Below are 14,650 nucleotides of genomic sequence, written 5' to 3' on the forward strand. Positions count from 1 at the left end.
CCCGCTGAAAGCCGGAGCCCCGCACGAGGCCCGGACGTCTCAGGGCGTCCGGGCCTCGTCGCGCGTCCGCCTGGCTTCGTCGTACGCCTGACGGGCGGCCAGTACGTCGTCCATGCGCTGCTCCGTCCACAGGGCCAGCGCACGCACCTGTTCGGCGGCCTCGTGCCCCAGACCGGTGAGGGAGTAGTCGACGCGCGGCGGGATCACCGGTCTGGCGTCACGATGGACGAGGCCGTCGCGCTCCAGCGTCTGGAGGGTCTGGGTGAGCATCTTCTCGCTGACCCTGCCGATCGTCCGGCGCAGCTCACTGAAGCGGTGGGGCCGTTCCTGGAGCCGGATCAGCACGAGCACGCCCCAGCGGCTCGTCACGTGCTCCAGGACCAGGCGCTGCGGACTCATCGCCTCCTGCGCGCTCCACAGCGGCCCGGAAAAAGGCGCCGGTGCGGGCGCCGGGGGCACGGATCCATCCTCGCTTACTGTCGTACCAGTACCTTGCTTCAGAGCGGGTACTTACAAAGAGTTAGCGTAACTCCTGGCGTTGGCGACACCGCACCCCACAAGAAGTTCTGATCATGAGCATCGTCGTCACCGGAGTCACCGGAGTCACCGGAGTCACCGGAGTCACCGGACACCTCGGCCGCCACATCGTGGAACAACTGCTGGAGAAGGTTCCGGCCGGACAGGTCACCGCCGTCGTGCGCAGCCCGGAGAAGGCCGCCGACCTGGCGGAGCGCGGCGTGCGGCTCGCGGTCGCCGACTCCAACGCCCCGAGACCTTCGACGGCGCGTTCGCGGCGGGCGACAAGGGCCGGGTGCAGCAGCACCGGGGGGTCATCGGGGCCGCCAAGGCGGCCGGTGTCGCCCTGCTCGCCTGCACGAGCGCCCCAAAACGCTGACCGCCGCGCTCGCCGACGACCACCGCGGCACCGAGAAGGCCCTGCTGGACTCCGGTGTGCCGTACGTCCTGCTGCGCAACGGCTGGCACCACGAGGTCTACACCGAGAACCTCGTCCCGGTACCGGAGCACGACGCGGTCGTCGTACTGACCGGTGAGGGCCACGAGAACAAGACGTACGAGCTGGGCGGCGACGAGGCGTGGAGCCTCGCCGAGTACGCGGCCGGGCTGAGCCGGCAGACCGGCAGGGAGATCACCTACAAGCCGGTCACGGTCGAGGAGCTCACCGGCGTCCTGACCGGCGCCGGACTGCCCGAGCCGATGGCCGCCGTCTTCACCGGCGTGGACGCCTCCATCGAGAAGGGTGAGCTGGTCGTCACCAGTGGCGAGCCGGCCCCTCTGGCCGGCCGCCCGGCCACGCCGCTCGCGGACGCCATCGCCACCGCACCGAAGGGATGACCTCCGCGCGGGCCCGCGGCCCGGCCGCACACCCCTGCCTGTCATGACCGTATTCCGATACGGGCATGACAGGCAGGGGTGTGCGGCGTTACCGTCGTCCGGGCGGCCGACGGCCGCCCGGACGGCACGCGTCGAACGCCCCGGACGCAGCAGGTGAGAAGGAGGACCCGTGACCGAGAAGTCGGCCAACGAGCGGCGCAGGGGACTGCTGAACGGCTTCGCGGCATACGGCATGTGGGGACTCGTCCCCCTCTTCTGGCCCCTCCTCAAGCCCGCGGGGGCCGTGGAGATCCTGGCCCACCGGATGGTCTGGTCGCTGTTGTTCGTGGGCGCCGCCCTGCTCGTCATACGCCGCTGGGCCTGGCTCGGAGAGTTGCTGCGGCAGCCTCGCCGGCTGGCCCTGATCGCGGTGGCCGCGGCGGTCATCACCGTGAACTGGGGCGTCTACATCTGGGCGGTGAACTCCGGGCACGTCGTCGAGGCCTCCCTCGGCTACTTCATCAACCCGCTGGTCACCATCGCCATCGGCGTACTGCTGCTGAAGGAACGGCTGCGGCCCGTGCAGTGGACAGCGGTGGGGGTCGGCTTCGCCGCGGTGCTCGTCCTCACCGTCGGCTACGGCCGTCCGCCGTGGATCTCGCTCTGCCTCGCCTTCTCCTTCGCCGTCTACGGGCTGGTGAAGAAGAAGGTCAACCTCGGCGGCATCGAGTCGCTGGCCGCCGAGACGGCCATCCAGTTCCTGCCCGCGCTCGGCTATCTGCTGTGGCTGGGAAGCCGGGGCGGTTCCGCGTTCGGCACCGAGGGCACGGGACACGCGGCACTGCTCGCAGCCACCGGGATCGTCACCGCGCTCCCCCTGGTCTGCTTCGGCGCCGCCGCGATCCGTGTGCCGCTGTCCACGATGGGGCTGCTCCAGTATCTGGCCCCGGTGTTCCAGTTCCTGCTCGGCATCCTCTACTTCAAGGAGGCCATGCCGCCCGAGCGCTGGGCCGGCTTCGCGCTGGTGTGGCTGGCTCTCATGCTGCTGACCTGGGACGCGCTGCGCACCGCCCACCGCTCCGCCCGCGCGCTCACCAGGAAGCGGGCGAGGGTCGCGGCGGCAGCGGCGGCGGCAGCCACGGCCGGTGCGGTCACGACGGTCACGACGGCCACCGCCATGGCGACGCACCCCGTGGAGCCGGCGGGGGATGCGGCTGATGCGGTGGACACGGTGGACGCCCCGGTAGCCAGGCCCTAGACGAGTAAGTCGTATGTCTTCAGTGGTCGTAGGCGATCAACGATCGAGTGATCGGTGCGCCGGTCAGGTTGTTCAGCCAGATCGCGGCGGCCATGGCCAGAATGCGCTGGGCGACGCGGACCGCGACGCCCGCGCAGCTGCGCCCTCCGTGGCCCTCCAGGTCGAGCTGGCCTTTGAGGGTGTCGTTGACCGACTCGATCAGCTGGCGGACCTTCTTCAGCATCGGCTCGCCGTACCGGGCCTTCTCGCGCTTGCGGGAGGGCCGCAGCAAGGTGATGCCGTGGTCGGCCAGCAACTGCTCGAAAGCTCGGCCGGCGAAGCCCTTGTCGGAGATGAGCAGGATGCCGTCGTGCTCGGCGACGACGCCTGCTTCGACCTCCAGCATCGCGGCCGGCACCTCGCGTTCGCCGATCTTGGGGTCCGCCAGGGCCCACAGGATCGGCATCCCGGCCGGGGTGCACACGAGGTACAGCCGCAGCCCCCAGAAGAACCGCGAGTGGCTGGCGCAGTAGCCGTATCCGGCCCATCCGGCCAGGTCGGAGCGTTTCACGGTGGGCCGCGACATGCCGCACGGCACCGGGGTGGAGTCCACGATCCAGCAGTCGTCCAGCCAGAAGTCGGACGCCTTCGCGAGCATCCGGACGACCCGCTTGACCAGGCCGAGCGCCGCGCGCAGGCGTTTGTTGTAGCCGGACTGCTGGGGCAGGTACGGAAACATCCCGGCCAGGTGCTTGCGGGCGTAGCGCAGCCAGTGGGCTTCGGAGGTGAATCCGAGCATCGCCTGGGCGACCGCGGCGCACACCAGCTCGGAGTCGGTCAGCAACGGCGGCCTGCCCAGCCAACGCGGCCCTCCCAACTCGTCGTCGATCTTCACGTACAGTGCGGTGATGAGGGTCTCGAGGTCGTTCGTCACACATCGACCAACGGGACCCTCACCCTTTGCGCTCAACGAGGACTCTGCTGCGCAATTACCCGGCGTGATGACGCCGTGCCGATACGGCCTTCAGAGCGCGTCGCAGATGCAGGCAGGCCGGGCGCGGCCGAGCCCTGAAAGCATGGCACGTGATCGCTCGCCGAATTGAGCAGCAGAGTCAACGAGACTTCGGACTTACTCGTCTAGGGCCGTTCGAAGCGCTTGAATGGCTCCATGACGCAGCCACCGGCCTCACCCGCTCCCGAGGGCCCCACCGATTCCGCCGCTCCCGTGCACTGGAAGCTCGTCATCGACACGGCCGACCCGCACGCACAGGCCGACTTCTGGGCCGCCGCCCTCGGATACACGGTCGAGGACCACAGCGCACTCATCGGGAAGCTGCTCGGTCTGGGCTCCGTACCGGCCGGGCTGACCACCGAGCAGCACGGCCGCGCCGCCTGGCGTGACCTGGCCGCGGTACGGCATCCCGACGACCCGCACCAGGAGGAGAGCGGCACAGGGCTGGGACGGCGGCTGCTGTTCCAGCGGGTGCCGGAGCCGAAGACGGCCAAGAACCGGCTCCACCTCGACCTGCACCCCGGTGAGGGGCGCCGCGAGGCGGAGGTGGCACGGCTGGAGCGGCTTGGGGCGAGGGTGCTGCGGCGCGTGGAGGAGCCGTCCGGTTCCTGGACGGTGATGACGGACCCGGAAGGCAACGAGTACTGCGTCCACTGAGGCCTTCACGGCCCGGGCGAGTCCGCTCGTTCACCCGTGCTGGGCGCGGGCGGTCAGGCGGGCCATGCGGGCGCGGGCGGACTCCAGTTCCTCGAGTTCGTCGGCGGCCGGGCCGCCCTCGCCGGCGAGTTCGGTCCACCGCTCGATCAGGTCGCGTCCCAGTTCCAGACCGCGCAGCGGGTCGCGCACCGCGCGCCAGGCGGTGGCCGCGCTGCGGACGTTGCCGTAGGCGGCCTCCGCGTCGCCCGCCCGACGGTGGATACCGGCGAGGTCGAGGGAGAGCCGGAAGGCGTGCAGCGGCTCGTCGCCGAGGTAGGCGATGTACGCGGTCAGCTCGCGCAGCCGGAGTACCTCGGGGTGCTCGGGCCCCAGCGTCTGCGAGGCCTCGGCCACCGTCTCCCCGGCCAGTCGCGCCGCGGTCTCGATCCGGCCCGCCCGGACTGCGTCGTCGATCAGGCCCATGGGACCGGCCAGACGGGTCTCGCCCGGTACGGCCGGCGGCTCGTCCCCGAGCATCGCCTCCGCCACGGCGTCGAAGCCGCGGGGCGGCATCGGTCGGCGATCGGGGTCGCTGCCGGTGCCGGTTCCGGTGCCGGTGCCGGTGCCACTGCCGCACACGTCCTCGGGAAGCGGTTCGGGCATCCGGGGACGGCCGGTTCGCGGCGCCGGACCGGCCGGCGGAGGCAGGGGGCTCGGTATCCGGTCGACCGGCGGGAGCGGGTATGCCGGGGGCCTCGGGGACGCTGCCGGGCCCCCCGGGGGGCTGTCCGCTTCGGGGGCGGGGTGCGGCCGCGCGTCCATGGGCGGTGGCGGGCCGAACTCACCGGTCGGCGCCGCGACCGTTCCCGGGGGTGCCGCTCCTGTCGCCGCCCCGGGCACCGGTCGCAGCCGGAAGGTGGGGGCAGAGTCCCGTACGGCGTCGGGTACCGGATCCCGGTCCGGGGCTGATGCCCGTGCCGGAGCCGGGTCCGGCACGGGACGCAGGATGTGGGTGGACCGGTCGTGCCCGGGGCGCGGGGGCAAAACGGCGACCGGGCCCGGGGCCGGGGCTGCGGAGAAGGACGCGTCGGCATGCGGCGCGGCCGCTGGTTCCTCCTGGACCACACCCCGGCCCGGCGCACGGCCCGGCCCCGGCTCCGGCGCGGCCCCCGGCGCGGACTCCGGCCCCGGCTCCGGTTTCATCGGCGCCGGCTCCCCCGTGAAGCGGCTGGCGCCGTCCGGGCCGACCTGGAGGGGGACCACGTAGCCGATGCGCTCGTCGTGGACGGTGGCCAGGACGGCATGCCCCGAGGCGAGGGCGATGCGGTGGAGCCGGTTCAGCACGGCGTGCTGAACCGGCTCATCGGGTCCGGCGACCACCAGTACCCCGTCGACGGACGCACTCCGCGGGCCCGCGCCGCCCTCCGCCGCGACGGGTATACGGACGTCGATCGGCACTGCAGCAAGGTGCGCCGCGTGTGCGGCCTGCTGCTGTCCCCGCTTCTTCTCACGGCCGAGTCGCGCCATCGTCCCCTCATTCGGGTTGTTGACCTACCGACGAGTCTGTCCGCTGAGCCCTGTTTCTCACGTCACCGCGTTGTCACAGGCTCGTCCCAACGGCCGGCACGAGGACCGGGGTGGCGGGGCGGGAGAACGGGCATGCGTACAGTCCTGCGACAAGGACCGGAGATCTGGATCCGAGGGCCGGTGGGAGAGCCGGAGCCGGACCCGCCGGAGTTCGCCCACGCCCAGGCGGTGACCCGGCGCTTCTCCTGGGGCGGCCTCCAGGGCAGTGCCGGGGTCGCCACCCTCGCCGCGGTGCACGGTGATCACGACAACGGCCGCGCCTGGCCCGGACCGGCCGGTCCTCAGCCGGTGCTGCTCGTCGCCCGGACACACGCGTCCGGTCTGGAGACCGTCGTCCCGGCCGTGGAGATGTTCCGGCGCGGGGAGGTCCCGTACGGGCTCGCTCTCGATGCCGTTGTCCTGGTGGCGGACGCGCCGGGTTGCCTGCCGCGCTCCCTCGCCCAGCGGATCCGGTACCTCGAGTCCGTGGCCGATGTCTACCGCGTGCCGTGGGTGCCCGCGTGGCGCCTGGGAGACCTGGGCGGCCGACGGCCGCGCGAGGCCGGGCCACTGGCCCGCCTGACGGGATCGATGCGCTGAGCGGCGGCCGGGACGCCACTCGGGCTTCGGCCTCGGTGACGGAGATCGCCTCCGCGGTGCGCACGGGGACGGTGCGGGCCGTCGATGTGGTCGCAGAGTCGCTGGAGCGGATCGAACGGGCCGATCCGGCGCTGTGCGCGTTCACCGAGGTGTGGGCCGAGGAGGCACTGCGGCGGTCCGGTGAGGTGGACGCCCTGGTCGAGGCGGGCCCTTCGCATCCGCCGCGTCCGTCCGGCCCGGGCGAGGGCGGGGGTCCCGGGGCTCACGCATGGCTGCCGCTGGCCGGGGTGCCCCTCGCCGTCAAGAAGGGGCGGCACGGGCTGCGGGCGGCGGGCCCGCTGCTCACGGCCGGTTGTGTCGCGGTGGGTGCCACCGCGGTACCCGGGCCCGGCACCTCCTGGCAGACCTGGGGTCTCGGGGCGCGCGGACGGACCGTCAATCCGTGGCGGGCCGACCGTACGCCGGGCGGCTCCTCTGCCGGGGCCGCGGTCGCGGTGGCGGCGGGCCTGGTGCCGCTGGCGACGGGCAGCGACGGCGCGGGGTCGGTACGCGTCCCGGCGGCTTGGTGCTCAGTCGTCGGCCTCAAGGTCACCAACGGCCTGTTCCCCTCACCCGACCGCACGGGGCTCGCTGCTCCCGGGGTCCTCGCCCGTACGGCGGCCGACGCGGCGGCCTGGTGGCAGGCGGTGTCACCGACGCCCACCGGCGTCGGTGCGCGGCCGCCCCTCCTGCGCACCGCCGTCTGGTCCCCCGGTCTCGGCTTCGCAGATCCCGATCCGGAGCCCCTCGCGCTGGCACGGGCAGCGGTCGACCGGCTCGTCGACGCCGGAGTCGTACGGCTCGCACGGCCGTCGGCACCGCCGGTGCTCATGGACCCCGCCCCGGCCTGGCTCGTTCTGCGCAACTCCGGCACGGCCCCCTCCGGCCTCGCCGACGCCCACCGCCTCAGGGCGGAGAACGACCGGCGCCTGGCCCGCCCCTTCACCGGCACCGAGCTGCTGCTCACGCCCACCGCACCCACCGCACCGCACGGCCACGAAGGTCCGGGGAACGTCTACTCCACCGCGCTCACCTGGGCGTTCAACCTGAGCGGTCACCCCGCGCTGAGCCTGCCCGCCGGGTTCGGCACCGACGGCTGCCCAGCCGGACTCCAACTGGTGGCGCCGCCCGGACGGGAGGCACTGCTGCTCGCCGTGGCAGGGGCCGCGAAGAAGCCGAGCGGCCGAGGAGCCGAGGGCCGCCGTCCGAATCCCCTTGGACATTTACTTGCTCATACATATGATGCACATGCCGGTAATTGGTGCGCGCCGACCATCTGGAGGATGACCATGACACGCCGTTTCCTTTTCGTCCTGGGGAGCGCCCGACGCGACGGCAACTCCGCGCTGCTGTCCCGCCGGGCCGCCGAACAACTGCCCGCGGGTACGGAGCAGCGCTGGATCGACCTCGCCGACCATCCGCTGCCCGACTTCGAGGACCTCCGCCACGACAGCGAGCACGTCCGCCCCACGGAGGGCGATGTCGCCCTGCTGCTCGACGCCACCGTCGCGGCGACGGACGTGGTGATCGTCTCGCCGCTGTACTGGTACTCGGTGTCCGCGCAGACCAAGCGCTACCTGGACCACTGGTCGGGCTGGCTGCGCACCCCCGGCCTGGACTTCAGGGCGACGATGGCGGGGCGCACGCTCTGGGGTGTCACGGTGCTCGCGGACGACGAGCCGGTGGTCGCCGACCCACTGGTCAACACGCTCCACCACTCCGCCGCCTACCTGGGCATGCACTTCGGCGGGGTGCTCCTCGGCAACGGCAGCAAGCCCGGTGACGTGCTGAAGGACACCGAGGCCCTCGCCCGCGCGAAGACGTTCTTCGCACCGGAGGCCCCCGCCCCGCTCGCCCGGTTCCCCTACGAAACCGGGTCTACGCGGTGATGTCCTTCGTCGTGAACCTCGCCCAGGCCGCCGAGCCGAACACCAGCGCGTACAAGGACTGGAGACCGAGGTTCCTCACCAGGTCCTCCCAGTAGACGGGCTCGCGCACGAGGTCGGCGAAGGAGAACCAGTAGTGGGAGAAGAAGTACGGGTGGAGGGCGTCGAGCTGCGGGATCTGGCCGAGGATCCGGACGGTGATCAGCAGCCCCACCGTCGTCGCCATCGCCGCGATGCCGCTGCTGGTCAGCGTGGACACGAACAGGCCGAGCGCCGCCACCCCGACCGGTGACGCGGCGACGGCCAGGGCGATCAGCAGGGCTCTGCCCAGCCCCTCCGCGAAGCCAATCCGGGTGCCGGAGATGGTCGTGAGGTCGCCGAGCGGGAACAGGAGCGCCCCCACGGCCAGGGCGGAGAGGGCCACGACGAGGGTGGCGGCCAGGCAGAAGGCGATGACGGTGGCGTACTTGATGAGCAGCAGCCGGGTCCGGCCGGCGGGGCGACGAGGAGATACCGGACACCGGCCGTCACCAGCGCGGCGTTCACCTCGGCGAGGTCGCGCTCGGGCGCCTCACCGGTCACCCGGTCGTCGGTGGCCACGACATCGCCGACGCCCTGTTCCTTCAGCACCCGCGCCGCGTCCGCCGGGTCCGGTGCGGTCACCACCAGCCGGCCGCCTGCGGCCAGGTCGGCGACGGGCCCCTGGGTGAGCAGCCGTCCGCGCGCCATCACGGCGGCATGCGTACCCACCTGCTCGACCTCGTCGAGCAGGTGCGAGGAGAGGAAGACGGTCGCGCCGTCCGAAGCCAACTCCCTCACCGGAGCGCGGATCTCCCGCATGCCCTGCGGGTCGAGTCCGTTGGCCGGCTCGTCCAGGACGAGCAGGGTGCGGGGCTGGAGCAGGGCCGCCCCGAGTCCGAGGCGCTGCTTCGTACCGAGGGAGTACGCCTTCGCCTTCTTGCCCACGGCGGCCGTGAGGCCCACCCGGTCCAGGGCGGCGGTGACGCGGGCGCGCCGGGTGCGCGGATCGGCGGTCGGATCGGCGTCGTCGTATCGCAGAAGGTTGTCCCGGCCGGAGAGGAAGCCGTACAGGGCGGGCCCTCGATGAGGGCCCCGACCCGCGGGAGCACGGCGCGCGCGGAGCGCGGCATGGGCCGTCCAAGAACGTGCGCCGTGCCCGAGGTGGGCTCGATCAGGCCCATCAGCATGCGGGTGGTGGTGGTCTTGCCGGATCCGTTGGGGCCGAGGAAGCCGAAGACGCTGCCCGCCGGGACGGTCGGATCGAAGCCGTCGGCGGCGAGCTGCCCGCCGCGGTAGCGCTTGGTGAGGGTACGGGTGACGCCGTCACCCGTACCCCGCGTGGCGGACGCCTCGCCCATCGGCTCCCTCGTTCCCTGTCGTGCCGCTGGCCGGGTTACTTCGCCTCGTTGGCCGCCTTCACCAGGGTGTCCTTGGTGACGGCGCCCACGTAGACCTTGCCGTCCTCGGTGAGCAGGGCGTTGACCAGGCGGGTGCTGAACATGGTGCCCGTGCCGAACCCGCCCTTCACCTGGTCGCCGAACGAGCCGAGGAAGCCGTCGAGGTCCCCGCCTCCGGAGCCGGTCGGCAGACCGCCCTCCGCGCCGGTGTCGAAGGTGGCGACGGAGTTCCAGCCCTCGCCGAGCACCTCCAGTCCGTCGAGGCCCTTGGCCAGGTCCTCCTCGGACTTCGAGGCACCCTGCGGCTTCCCGTACTCCCTTCCCCTCTCGTCACCGCCCTGCTCACCGCCCTGCTCACCGCCGTCCGGCTCGCCCTCCTCGGTCACCTTGGCGCCCTTGGGCGGGGTGAAGTCGAAGGTCGACGCGGCGGGCCGGTCGAAGCTGACCTTGGTGAAGCCGACGTCCACGACGGCGGCACCGCCGCTCGCCGGGGTCAGCGTGAACTTCAGCGGCGTACCGGTCCTGTGGTCCACCGCGATGCTGATGGCGCCGACCGTGGAGCCGGACTGCCTGGGCTTGACGACCAGCTTGTACGCGTCCCGGCCGGCCACCTGCGCGGTGCCGTCGACGGTGACGGACGTGGTGTCGTCGACCGACTTCAGCGCCTCCTCGGCGAAGTCCTTCGGCATGGCCGGGCGCTGGTGCTCTTGGCCCTCGTCCCCGGCGGACCCGTCGGTGGTGCCGTGGAAGACCTCGTTGGACTCGCTGTCGTAGCCCCAGACGTCCTCGCCGTTGTGGATCAGGCTGTACTCGGACGCGCTCCCGAGCAGCGACACCTTCTGCCGCTCGGGGCCGTCGGCCGCGATGCGCAGGGTGTGCGTGCCGGACGCCAGCTCGGTGAGCTTGGCCGTCGGGTCGGCGGAGGAACCGTCGGCATCGCCCCGGCCCATGGCGCCGGAGGCCAGGCTGTTCTCCAGGCCGCCGAGGTCCGGCAGCCCGAGGTCGGTAGTGATCTTCACGGTGCCGGACAGCTGCTCGACGTCCGACTGGGCGATCTTCTCGATGAGTTGCGCGGCGGTGATCTTCGGCAGGTCCGGGTCGCCGGAGTCGGCGATCGCGGGGACGAGCCCGATGGTCACGGCCGCCACTCCTATCACCGTGACCGGAACGACGTACCGCGCGGCCCTGCGCCGGCCCGCGCCCCGCTCGTCGGCCTCGCCGGCCTGACGAGCGGTCGTCGTGTCGTCGGATTCATACGGTGCCATGTGTGCCTTACCTCCGTGGTCGGCGGCGGCCTGCGTCTCGTGTCGCTCACACCAGTCACACCCTGAGCCGCCATTCTCACCCGAATCGGTGAGGAGTGGTGATGTCCGTCGTCTTCCATCTGACCAAACCCGGCGGGCAGATGCGTCAGACCCCGGACTCAACTCCGTGTACTACTGCGGTATGACACGGGGCGTTGTTTCGGTACCCGACCAGTAGGGGTCGAGGTCCGGGGGCGGCGGCGGACGGGACGGCGGCGGGTCAGCCGGCCCGGTGCACCACCGCGTCGCACAGCTCGACCAGGGCCGTCTTCGACTCGCACTCCGGCAGCGGGGCCAGCGCCGAACGCGCCTCCTCCGCGTAGCGCACGGTGTCCCGGCGGGCCTGCTCCAGCGCGGGGTGGGCACGCAGCAGCCGCAGCGCCTCGGCATGCCGGGCGTCGTCGCCGAGGTCGGAGTCGAGCAGCTCGCGCAGGGCGATGTCCTCGGCCAGCCCCAGCCGGGCCGCCCGCTCGCGCAGCCGCAGCACGGGCAGCGTCGGAATGCCCTCGCGCAGGTCGGTGCCCGGGGTCTTGCCGGACTCGTGGGAGTCGGAGGCGATGTCCAGTACGTCGTCGGCGAGCTGGAAGGCGACCCCGAGCCGCTCGCCGTACTGAGTCAGCACATCCACGACCGTGTCGTTCGCGCCGGACATCATGGCGCCGAACCGGCAGGCGACGGCGACCAGCGAGCCGGTCTTGCCGCCGAGGACGTCCAGGTAGTGGTCGACCGGGTCCCGGCCCTCCTGCGGCCCCGCGGTCTCCAGGATCTGACCGGTGACCAGGCGCTCGAACGCCTCGGCCTGCACCCGTACGGCCTCCGGGCCCAGGTCGGCCAGGATGTGCGACGCGCGCGCGAAGAGGAAGTCGCCGGTGAGGACCGCGACGGAGTTGCCCCATCGGGTGTTGGCGCTGGGCACCCCGCGCCGTACGGTGGCGTCGTCCATCACGTCGTCGTGGTACAGCGTGGCCAGGTGGGTCAGCTCCACGACCACGGCGGACGGTACGACACCGGGTGCGTAGGGGTCGCCGAACTGGGCGGCGAGCGTCACGAGCAGCGGCCGGAACCGCTTGCCACCGGCCCGCACCAGGTGCTGGGCGGCCTCGGTGATGAAGGGGACCTCACTCTTCGTGGCCTCGAGCAGCCCTTCCTCGACAGCCGTCATTCCGGCCTGGACATCGGCCTCCAGAGCCTGGTCCCGCACGCTCAGCCCGAACGGCCCGACGACGGTCACGAGGGGTCTCCTGTCTGCTGGTGTCCACTGACGCCTAGACGTCTTGCACAGTTTGTCGATAGGTCGCTGACGTCACTCGAGTCAGCGTATCCGGTCATGTTTCGATCACCGCCAGCACCCACATTCCCCGGCCTCACCCGCACACACGCGGACGGCGCCTCACGGCGCCCTCCCATATCGGATCACCACCAGATCGTTCCTGACCAGTTGACGACAAAGGATATTCGCCATCTTTCGGGCGTAGCGGCCCGCCCTCGACGCGCAGCCCCGCCCGCCACCCACCCCATCCGACCCACCCGATCCCGCGGTCCCCTTTGTCGCGATTGTCAAGCCAATTCCCCTTGGCGGCAAATGCTTCCGCGTGGCGCGTCCAGTGAAGTGAGTCACGCGCGCCCCGGCGCGCCCGCCCCTCACACCTGCCCACGCTTTCCCTTGCCCCGAAAGCGAGTTGACCCTTGACGCCCTCAAGGGATCAAGTACCCCAAAACCCCCGGAACAAGATCAAGCGGCGCGATCCGTGATCGTCGCACTTGTTTCCGACAAGTGGACTCGCATACGTTCCCGGCTTGTCGGGCGGACGCCGAATCCTGCCGCCGCCCGCGCCACCCATCGACGAACTCACTCACGCACGGCAGGAGCGGGGGACCCAGGTAAGCCGCCGGACCGGTGCGCACCCGGAACGGCTCGGGGTGAAGCCATGCCCGCACGGGCACGGCCGGGCACTCTCCCGCCCGAACCCGACAGCTCACCTCGCAGGCGTAGGAGAGGAACACAGACATGACCGCATCCGGTCCGCCCCGCCGCTTCGGCCGCTCCCGCCTCGTCCGCTCCTTCGCCGTCGCCGGTGTCGCGGCGGTCGCCCTCCCGCTGTTCGGCGCCACCGCCGCCTCGGCCGCGCCCGCCGCTGCCGCGACGTCCACCCCTGCCGCCGCCGGCACCGTGACCGCGTACCCGGACAACCTCGACGGCTGGATCCGCGAGTCGCTGTCCGTCATGGCGCAGCACGGCATCCCCGGCGGCTACGACTCCATCCACCGCAACATCCTGCGCGAGTCGTCCGGCAACCCGCAGGCCATCAACCTGTGGGACTCCAATGCCATGGCCGGCACCCCGTCGAAGGGCCTGCTCCAGGTCATCGACCCGACCTTCCAGGCGTACCACGTGCCCGGCACGGCCTTCGACCCGTTCGACCCGGTCGCGAACATCGCGGCGGCCTGCAACTACGCGGCAGACCGCTACGGCTCCATCGACAACGTCTTCGGTGCCTACTGAGACACCTGAGACATCCGATACGTCCGGGCCCGTCGGAACGCCGGCGGCACCGGCCACACCGGCGGACGCCGAGGCCTACCGGGACACATTCCCGGACCTGGGGCGGGGCAGCACGTGTTGGGGCACGCGCGGCTCCGCTCCGCCGAACAACCGCTCGAGGACGACGGCCACGCCGTCGTCCTCGTTCGACGTGGTCACCTCGTCGGCCACCGCCTTGAGCGCGGGGTGTGCGTTGGCCATGGCGACTCCGTGGGCCGCCCAGTCGAACATCGGAATGTCGTTGGGCATGTCGCCGAAGGCGACGGTCCGCTCCGGATCCAGCCCCAGGTGCTCGGCGGCCAGCGCGAGACCCGTCGCCTTGGTGACACCGCACGGCTGGAGTTCCACGGTGCCCGGACCCGACATCGTGACCGTGGCCAGCGAGCCGACCGCCGCACGGGCCGTCGCCGCCAACTCGTCGTCGGTCAGGTCGGGATGGCGCAACAGCACCTTGCTGATCGGCCGGACCCACAGATCGTCCCGCCGTGCGACCCGCACCGCGGGCAGCGTCGGGTGCGGCATCAGGTAGCCCGACTCGATCAGGGTGAGCCCGTCCACCCCGTTCTGGTCGACCGCGGCGTAGAGCTCCCCGGCCTCGGCCTCGATCTTGCCGAGGGTGGTCTCCGCCAGTTCCCGGTCCAGGGTGATCGACCACAGCAGCCGGTCCGTGCCGGCGTCGTACACCTGCGCGCCCTGTGCGCACACCGCGAGCCCCGTGGACCCCAGGTCGTCCAGGAGCGGCCTCACTCTGGGCGCCGGGCGCCCCGTCACCACGAGGTGCCGGACACCGGCCCGCGCCACCAGCGCCAGCGCGGCGAGGGAGCGGTCGGAGAGGGTGTCGTCGCCGCGCAGCAGCGTCCCGTCCAGGTCGGTGGCGATGAGCGAGCAATCGGTGGGTGCGGCCATGATCAGAGAATACGGACACCGCGCGCCCTCGACTCACCGCGCTCGGGACGCCCGCCCCGCGCACCGATCGCGGCCTCTGCACCACTTGGCGGCAACATGAGCCGCTACCTACCGTCCTCGTGGTCCTGGCGGTACCTTCCAAGTGTCCGGGGGGACTTGATCGGGGGGTCAG

11 protein-coding genes, 4 pseudogenes and 1 riboswitch are annotated in these 14,650 nt (G+C 71.9%); of the genes and pseudogenes, 7 read left to right on the top strand and 8 right to left on the bottom strand.

The window, feature by feature from the left end; all coding sequences use genetic code 11:
* Window positions 1–39 precede the first annotated feature (39 nt).
* Window positions 40–399: a winged helix-turn-helix transcriptional regulator gene (locus HUV60_RS13385; protein WP_257851052.1), complete on the bottom strand. Its 360-nt coding sequence runs from the start codon at window positions 397–399 to the stop codon at window positions 40–42.
* A 173-nt stretch (window positions 400–572) separates the two neighbouring features.
* Here HUV60_RS13385 and HUV60_RS13390 point away from each other — a divergent pair.
* Both HUV60_RS13390 and rarD read left to right on the top strand, forming a co-directional pair.
* Window positions 573–1,353, top strand: a pseudogene (locus HUV60_RS13390) (NAD(P)H-binding protein).
* A gap of 169 nt (window positions 1,354–1,522) precedes the next feature.
* A complete protein-coding gene (gene rarD / locus HUV60_RS13395) occupies window positions 1,523–2,590 on the top strand; it encodes an EamA family transporter RarD (RefSeq protein ID WP_257851051.1) in 1,068 nt (355 codons plus the stop codon).
* 19 nt (window positions 2,591–2,609) lie between these two features.
* On the opposite strand, the gene HUV60_RS13400 is transcribed toward rarD, so the two are convergent.
* Window positions 2,610–3,503 (bottom strand): IS982 family transposase, encoded by an 894-nt coding sequence (locus HUV60_RS13400; protein ID WP_269441181.1) that lies wholly within the window; start codon window positions 3,501–3,503, stop codon window positions 2,610–2,612.
* Between the two features lie 234 nt (window positions 3,504–3,737).
* Between HUV60_RS13400 and HUV60_RS13405 the strand changes: the two genes are divergently transcribed.
* Window positions 3,738–4,238 carry a VOC family protein gene (locus HUV60_RS13405; protein ID WP_257851050.1) on the top strand — a complete coding sequence of 167 codons (501 nt, stop codon included), beginning with the start codon at window positions 3,738–3,740 and terminating at the stop codon, window positions 4,236–4,238.
* 30 nt (window positions 4,239–4,268) lie between these two features.
* Here the strand turns inward: HUV60_RS13405 and HUV60_RS13410 are convergent, their stop codons facing one another.
* Window positions 4,269–5,744 (bottom strand): tetratricopeptide repeat protein, encoded by a 1,476-nt coding sequence (locus HUV60_RS13410; protein ID WP_257851049.1) that lies wholly within the window; start codon window positions 5,742–5,744, stop codon window positions 4,269–4,271.
* A gap of 132 nt (window positions 5,745–5,876) precedes the next feature.
* Between HUV60_RS13410 and HUV60_RS13415 the strand changes: the two genes are divergently transcribed.
* The 3 genes and pseudogenes from HUV60_RS13415 to HUV60_RS13425 all read left to right on the top strand — a co-directional run bounded on the left by HUV60_RS13415 (window position 5,877) and on the right by HUV60_RS13425 (window position 8,311).
* Complete coding sequence (locus tag HUV60_RS13415) at window positions 5,877–6,383, top strand: DUF6668 family protein (protein WP_257851048.1); 507 nt, start codon at window positions 5,877–5,879, stop codon at window positions 6,381–6,383.
* Between the two features lie 35 nt (window positions 6,384–6,418).
* Window positions 6,419–7,612: pseudogene (locus HUV60_RS13420) on the top strand (amidase family protein); the annotation flags it as partial.
* Window positions 7,613–7,711: 99 nt separating this feature from the next.
* On the top strand, window positions 7,712–8,311 hold the full coding sequence (locus tag HUV60_RS13425) for a flavodoxin family protein (RefSeq protein WP_257851743.1): 600 nt from the start codon (window positions 7,712–7,714) through the stop codon (window positions 8,309–8,311).
* Here HUV60_RS13425 and HUV60_RS13430 read toward each other — a convergent pair.
* From HUV60_RS13430 to HUV60_RS13445, 4 genes and pseudogenes are all read right to left on the bottom strand, one after another.
* A pseudogene (locus HUV60_RS13430) lies at window positions 8,301–8,827 on the bottom strand (ABC transporter permease); the annotation flags it as partial. The gene HUV60_RS13425 and the pseudogene HUV60_RS13430 overlap by 11 nt on opposite strands.
* Window positions 8,822–9,687 (bottom strand): annotated as a pseudogene (locus tag HUV60_RS13435) (ABC transporter ATP-binding protein); the annotation flags it as partial. The pseudogenes HUV60_RS13430 and HUV60_RS13435, both read right to left, overlap by 6 nt.
* A 35-nt stretch (window positions 9,688–9,722) precedes the next feature.
* The gene (locus HUV60_RS13440; RefSeq protein WP_257851047.1) at window positions 9,723–10,991 is read right to left on the bottom strand and encodes a LolA family protein; all 1,269 of its coding nucleotides are present in this window, start codon (window positions 10,989–10,991) and stop codon (window positions 9,723–9,725) included.
* Window positions 10,992–11,250: 259 nt separating this feature from the next.
* Window positions 11,251–12,261 (bottom strand): polyprenyl synthetase family protein, encoded by a 1,011-nt coding sequence (locus HUV60_RS13445; protein WP_257851046.1) that lies wholly within the window; start codon window positions 12,259–12,261, stop codon window positions 11,251–11,253.
* Between the two features lie 609 nt (window positions 12,262–12,870).
* Window positions 12,871–13,035, top strand: a riboswitch (cyclic di-AMP (ydaO/yuaA leader).
* Between the two features lie 3 nt (window positions 13,036–13,038).
* Here HUV60_RS13445 and HUV60_RS13450 point away from each other — a divergent pair.
* Window positions 13,039–13,533, top strand: a complete 495-nt coding sequence (locus tag HUV60_RS13450; protein WP_257851045.1) for a transglycosylase SLT domain-containing protein — start codon at window positions 13,039–13,041, stop codon at window positions 13,531–13,533.
* 75 nt (window positions 13,534–13,608) lie between these two features.
* On the opposite strand, the gene HUV60_RS13455 is transcribed toward HUV60_RS13450, so the two are convergent.
* Window positions 13,609–14,478: an HAD family hydrolase gene (locus tag HUV60_RS13455; RefSeq protein WP_257851044.1), complete on the bottom strand. Its 870-nt coding sequence runs from the start codon at window positions 14,476–14,478 to the stop codon at window positions 13,609–13,611.
* Between the last annotated feature and the right edge of the window lie 172 nt (window positions 14,479–14,650).

The organism is Streptomyces sp. KMM 9044 (genome assembly GCF_024701375.2).
Lineage (GTDB): Bacteria > Actinomycetota > Actinomycetes > Streptomycetales > Streptomycetaceae > Streptomyces.

Bases quoted from the DNA above. Each gene is read 5' to 3' on its own strand.
- HUV60_RS13440 (WP_257851047.1), bottom strand. From the start codon at position 10,991: ATGGCACCGTATGAATCCGACGACACGACGACCGCTCGTCAGGCCGGC.
- HUV60_RS13410 (WP_257851049.1), bottom strand. From the start codon at position 5,744: ATGGCGCGACTCGGCCGTGAGAAGAAGCGGGGACAGCAGCAGGCCGCA.
- HUV60_RS13415 (WP_257851048.1), top strand. From the start codon at position 5,877: ATGCGTACAGTCCTGCGACAAGGACCGGAGATCTGGATCCGAGGGCCG.
- HUV60_RS13425 (WP_257851743.1), top strand. From the start codon at position 7,712: ATGACACGCCGTTTCCTTTTCGTCCTGGGGAGCGCCCGACGCGACGGC.
- HUV60_RS13405 (WP_257851050.1), top strand. From the start codon at position 3,738: ATGACGCAGCCACCGGCCTCACCCGCTCCCGAGGGCCCCACCGATTCC.
- HUV60_RS13385 (WP_257851052.1), bottom strand. From the start codon at position 399: ATGAGTCCGCAGCGCCTGGTCCTGGAGCACGTGACGAGCCGCTGGGGC.
- HUV60_RS13450 (WP_257851045.1), top strand. From the start codon at position 13,039: ATGACCGCATCCGGTCCGCCCCGCCGCTTCGGCCGCTCCCGCCTCGTC.
- HUV60_RS13455 (WP_257851044.1), bottom strand. From the start codon at position 14,478: ATGGCCGCACCCACCGATTGCTCGCTCATCGCCACCGACCTGGACGGG.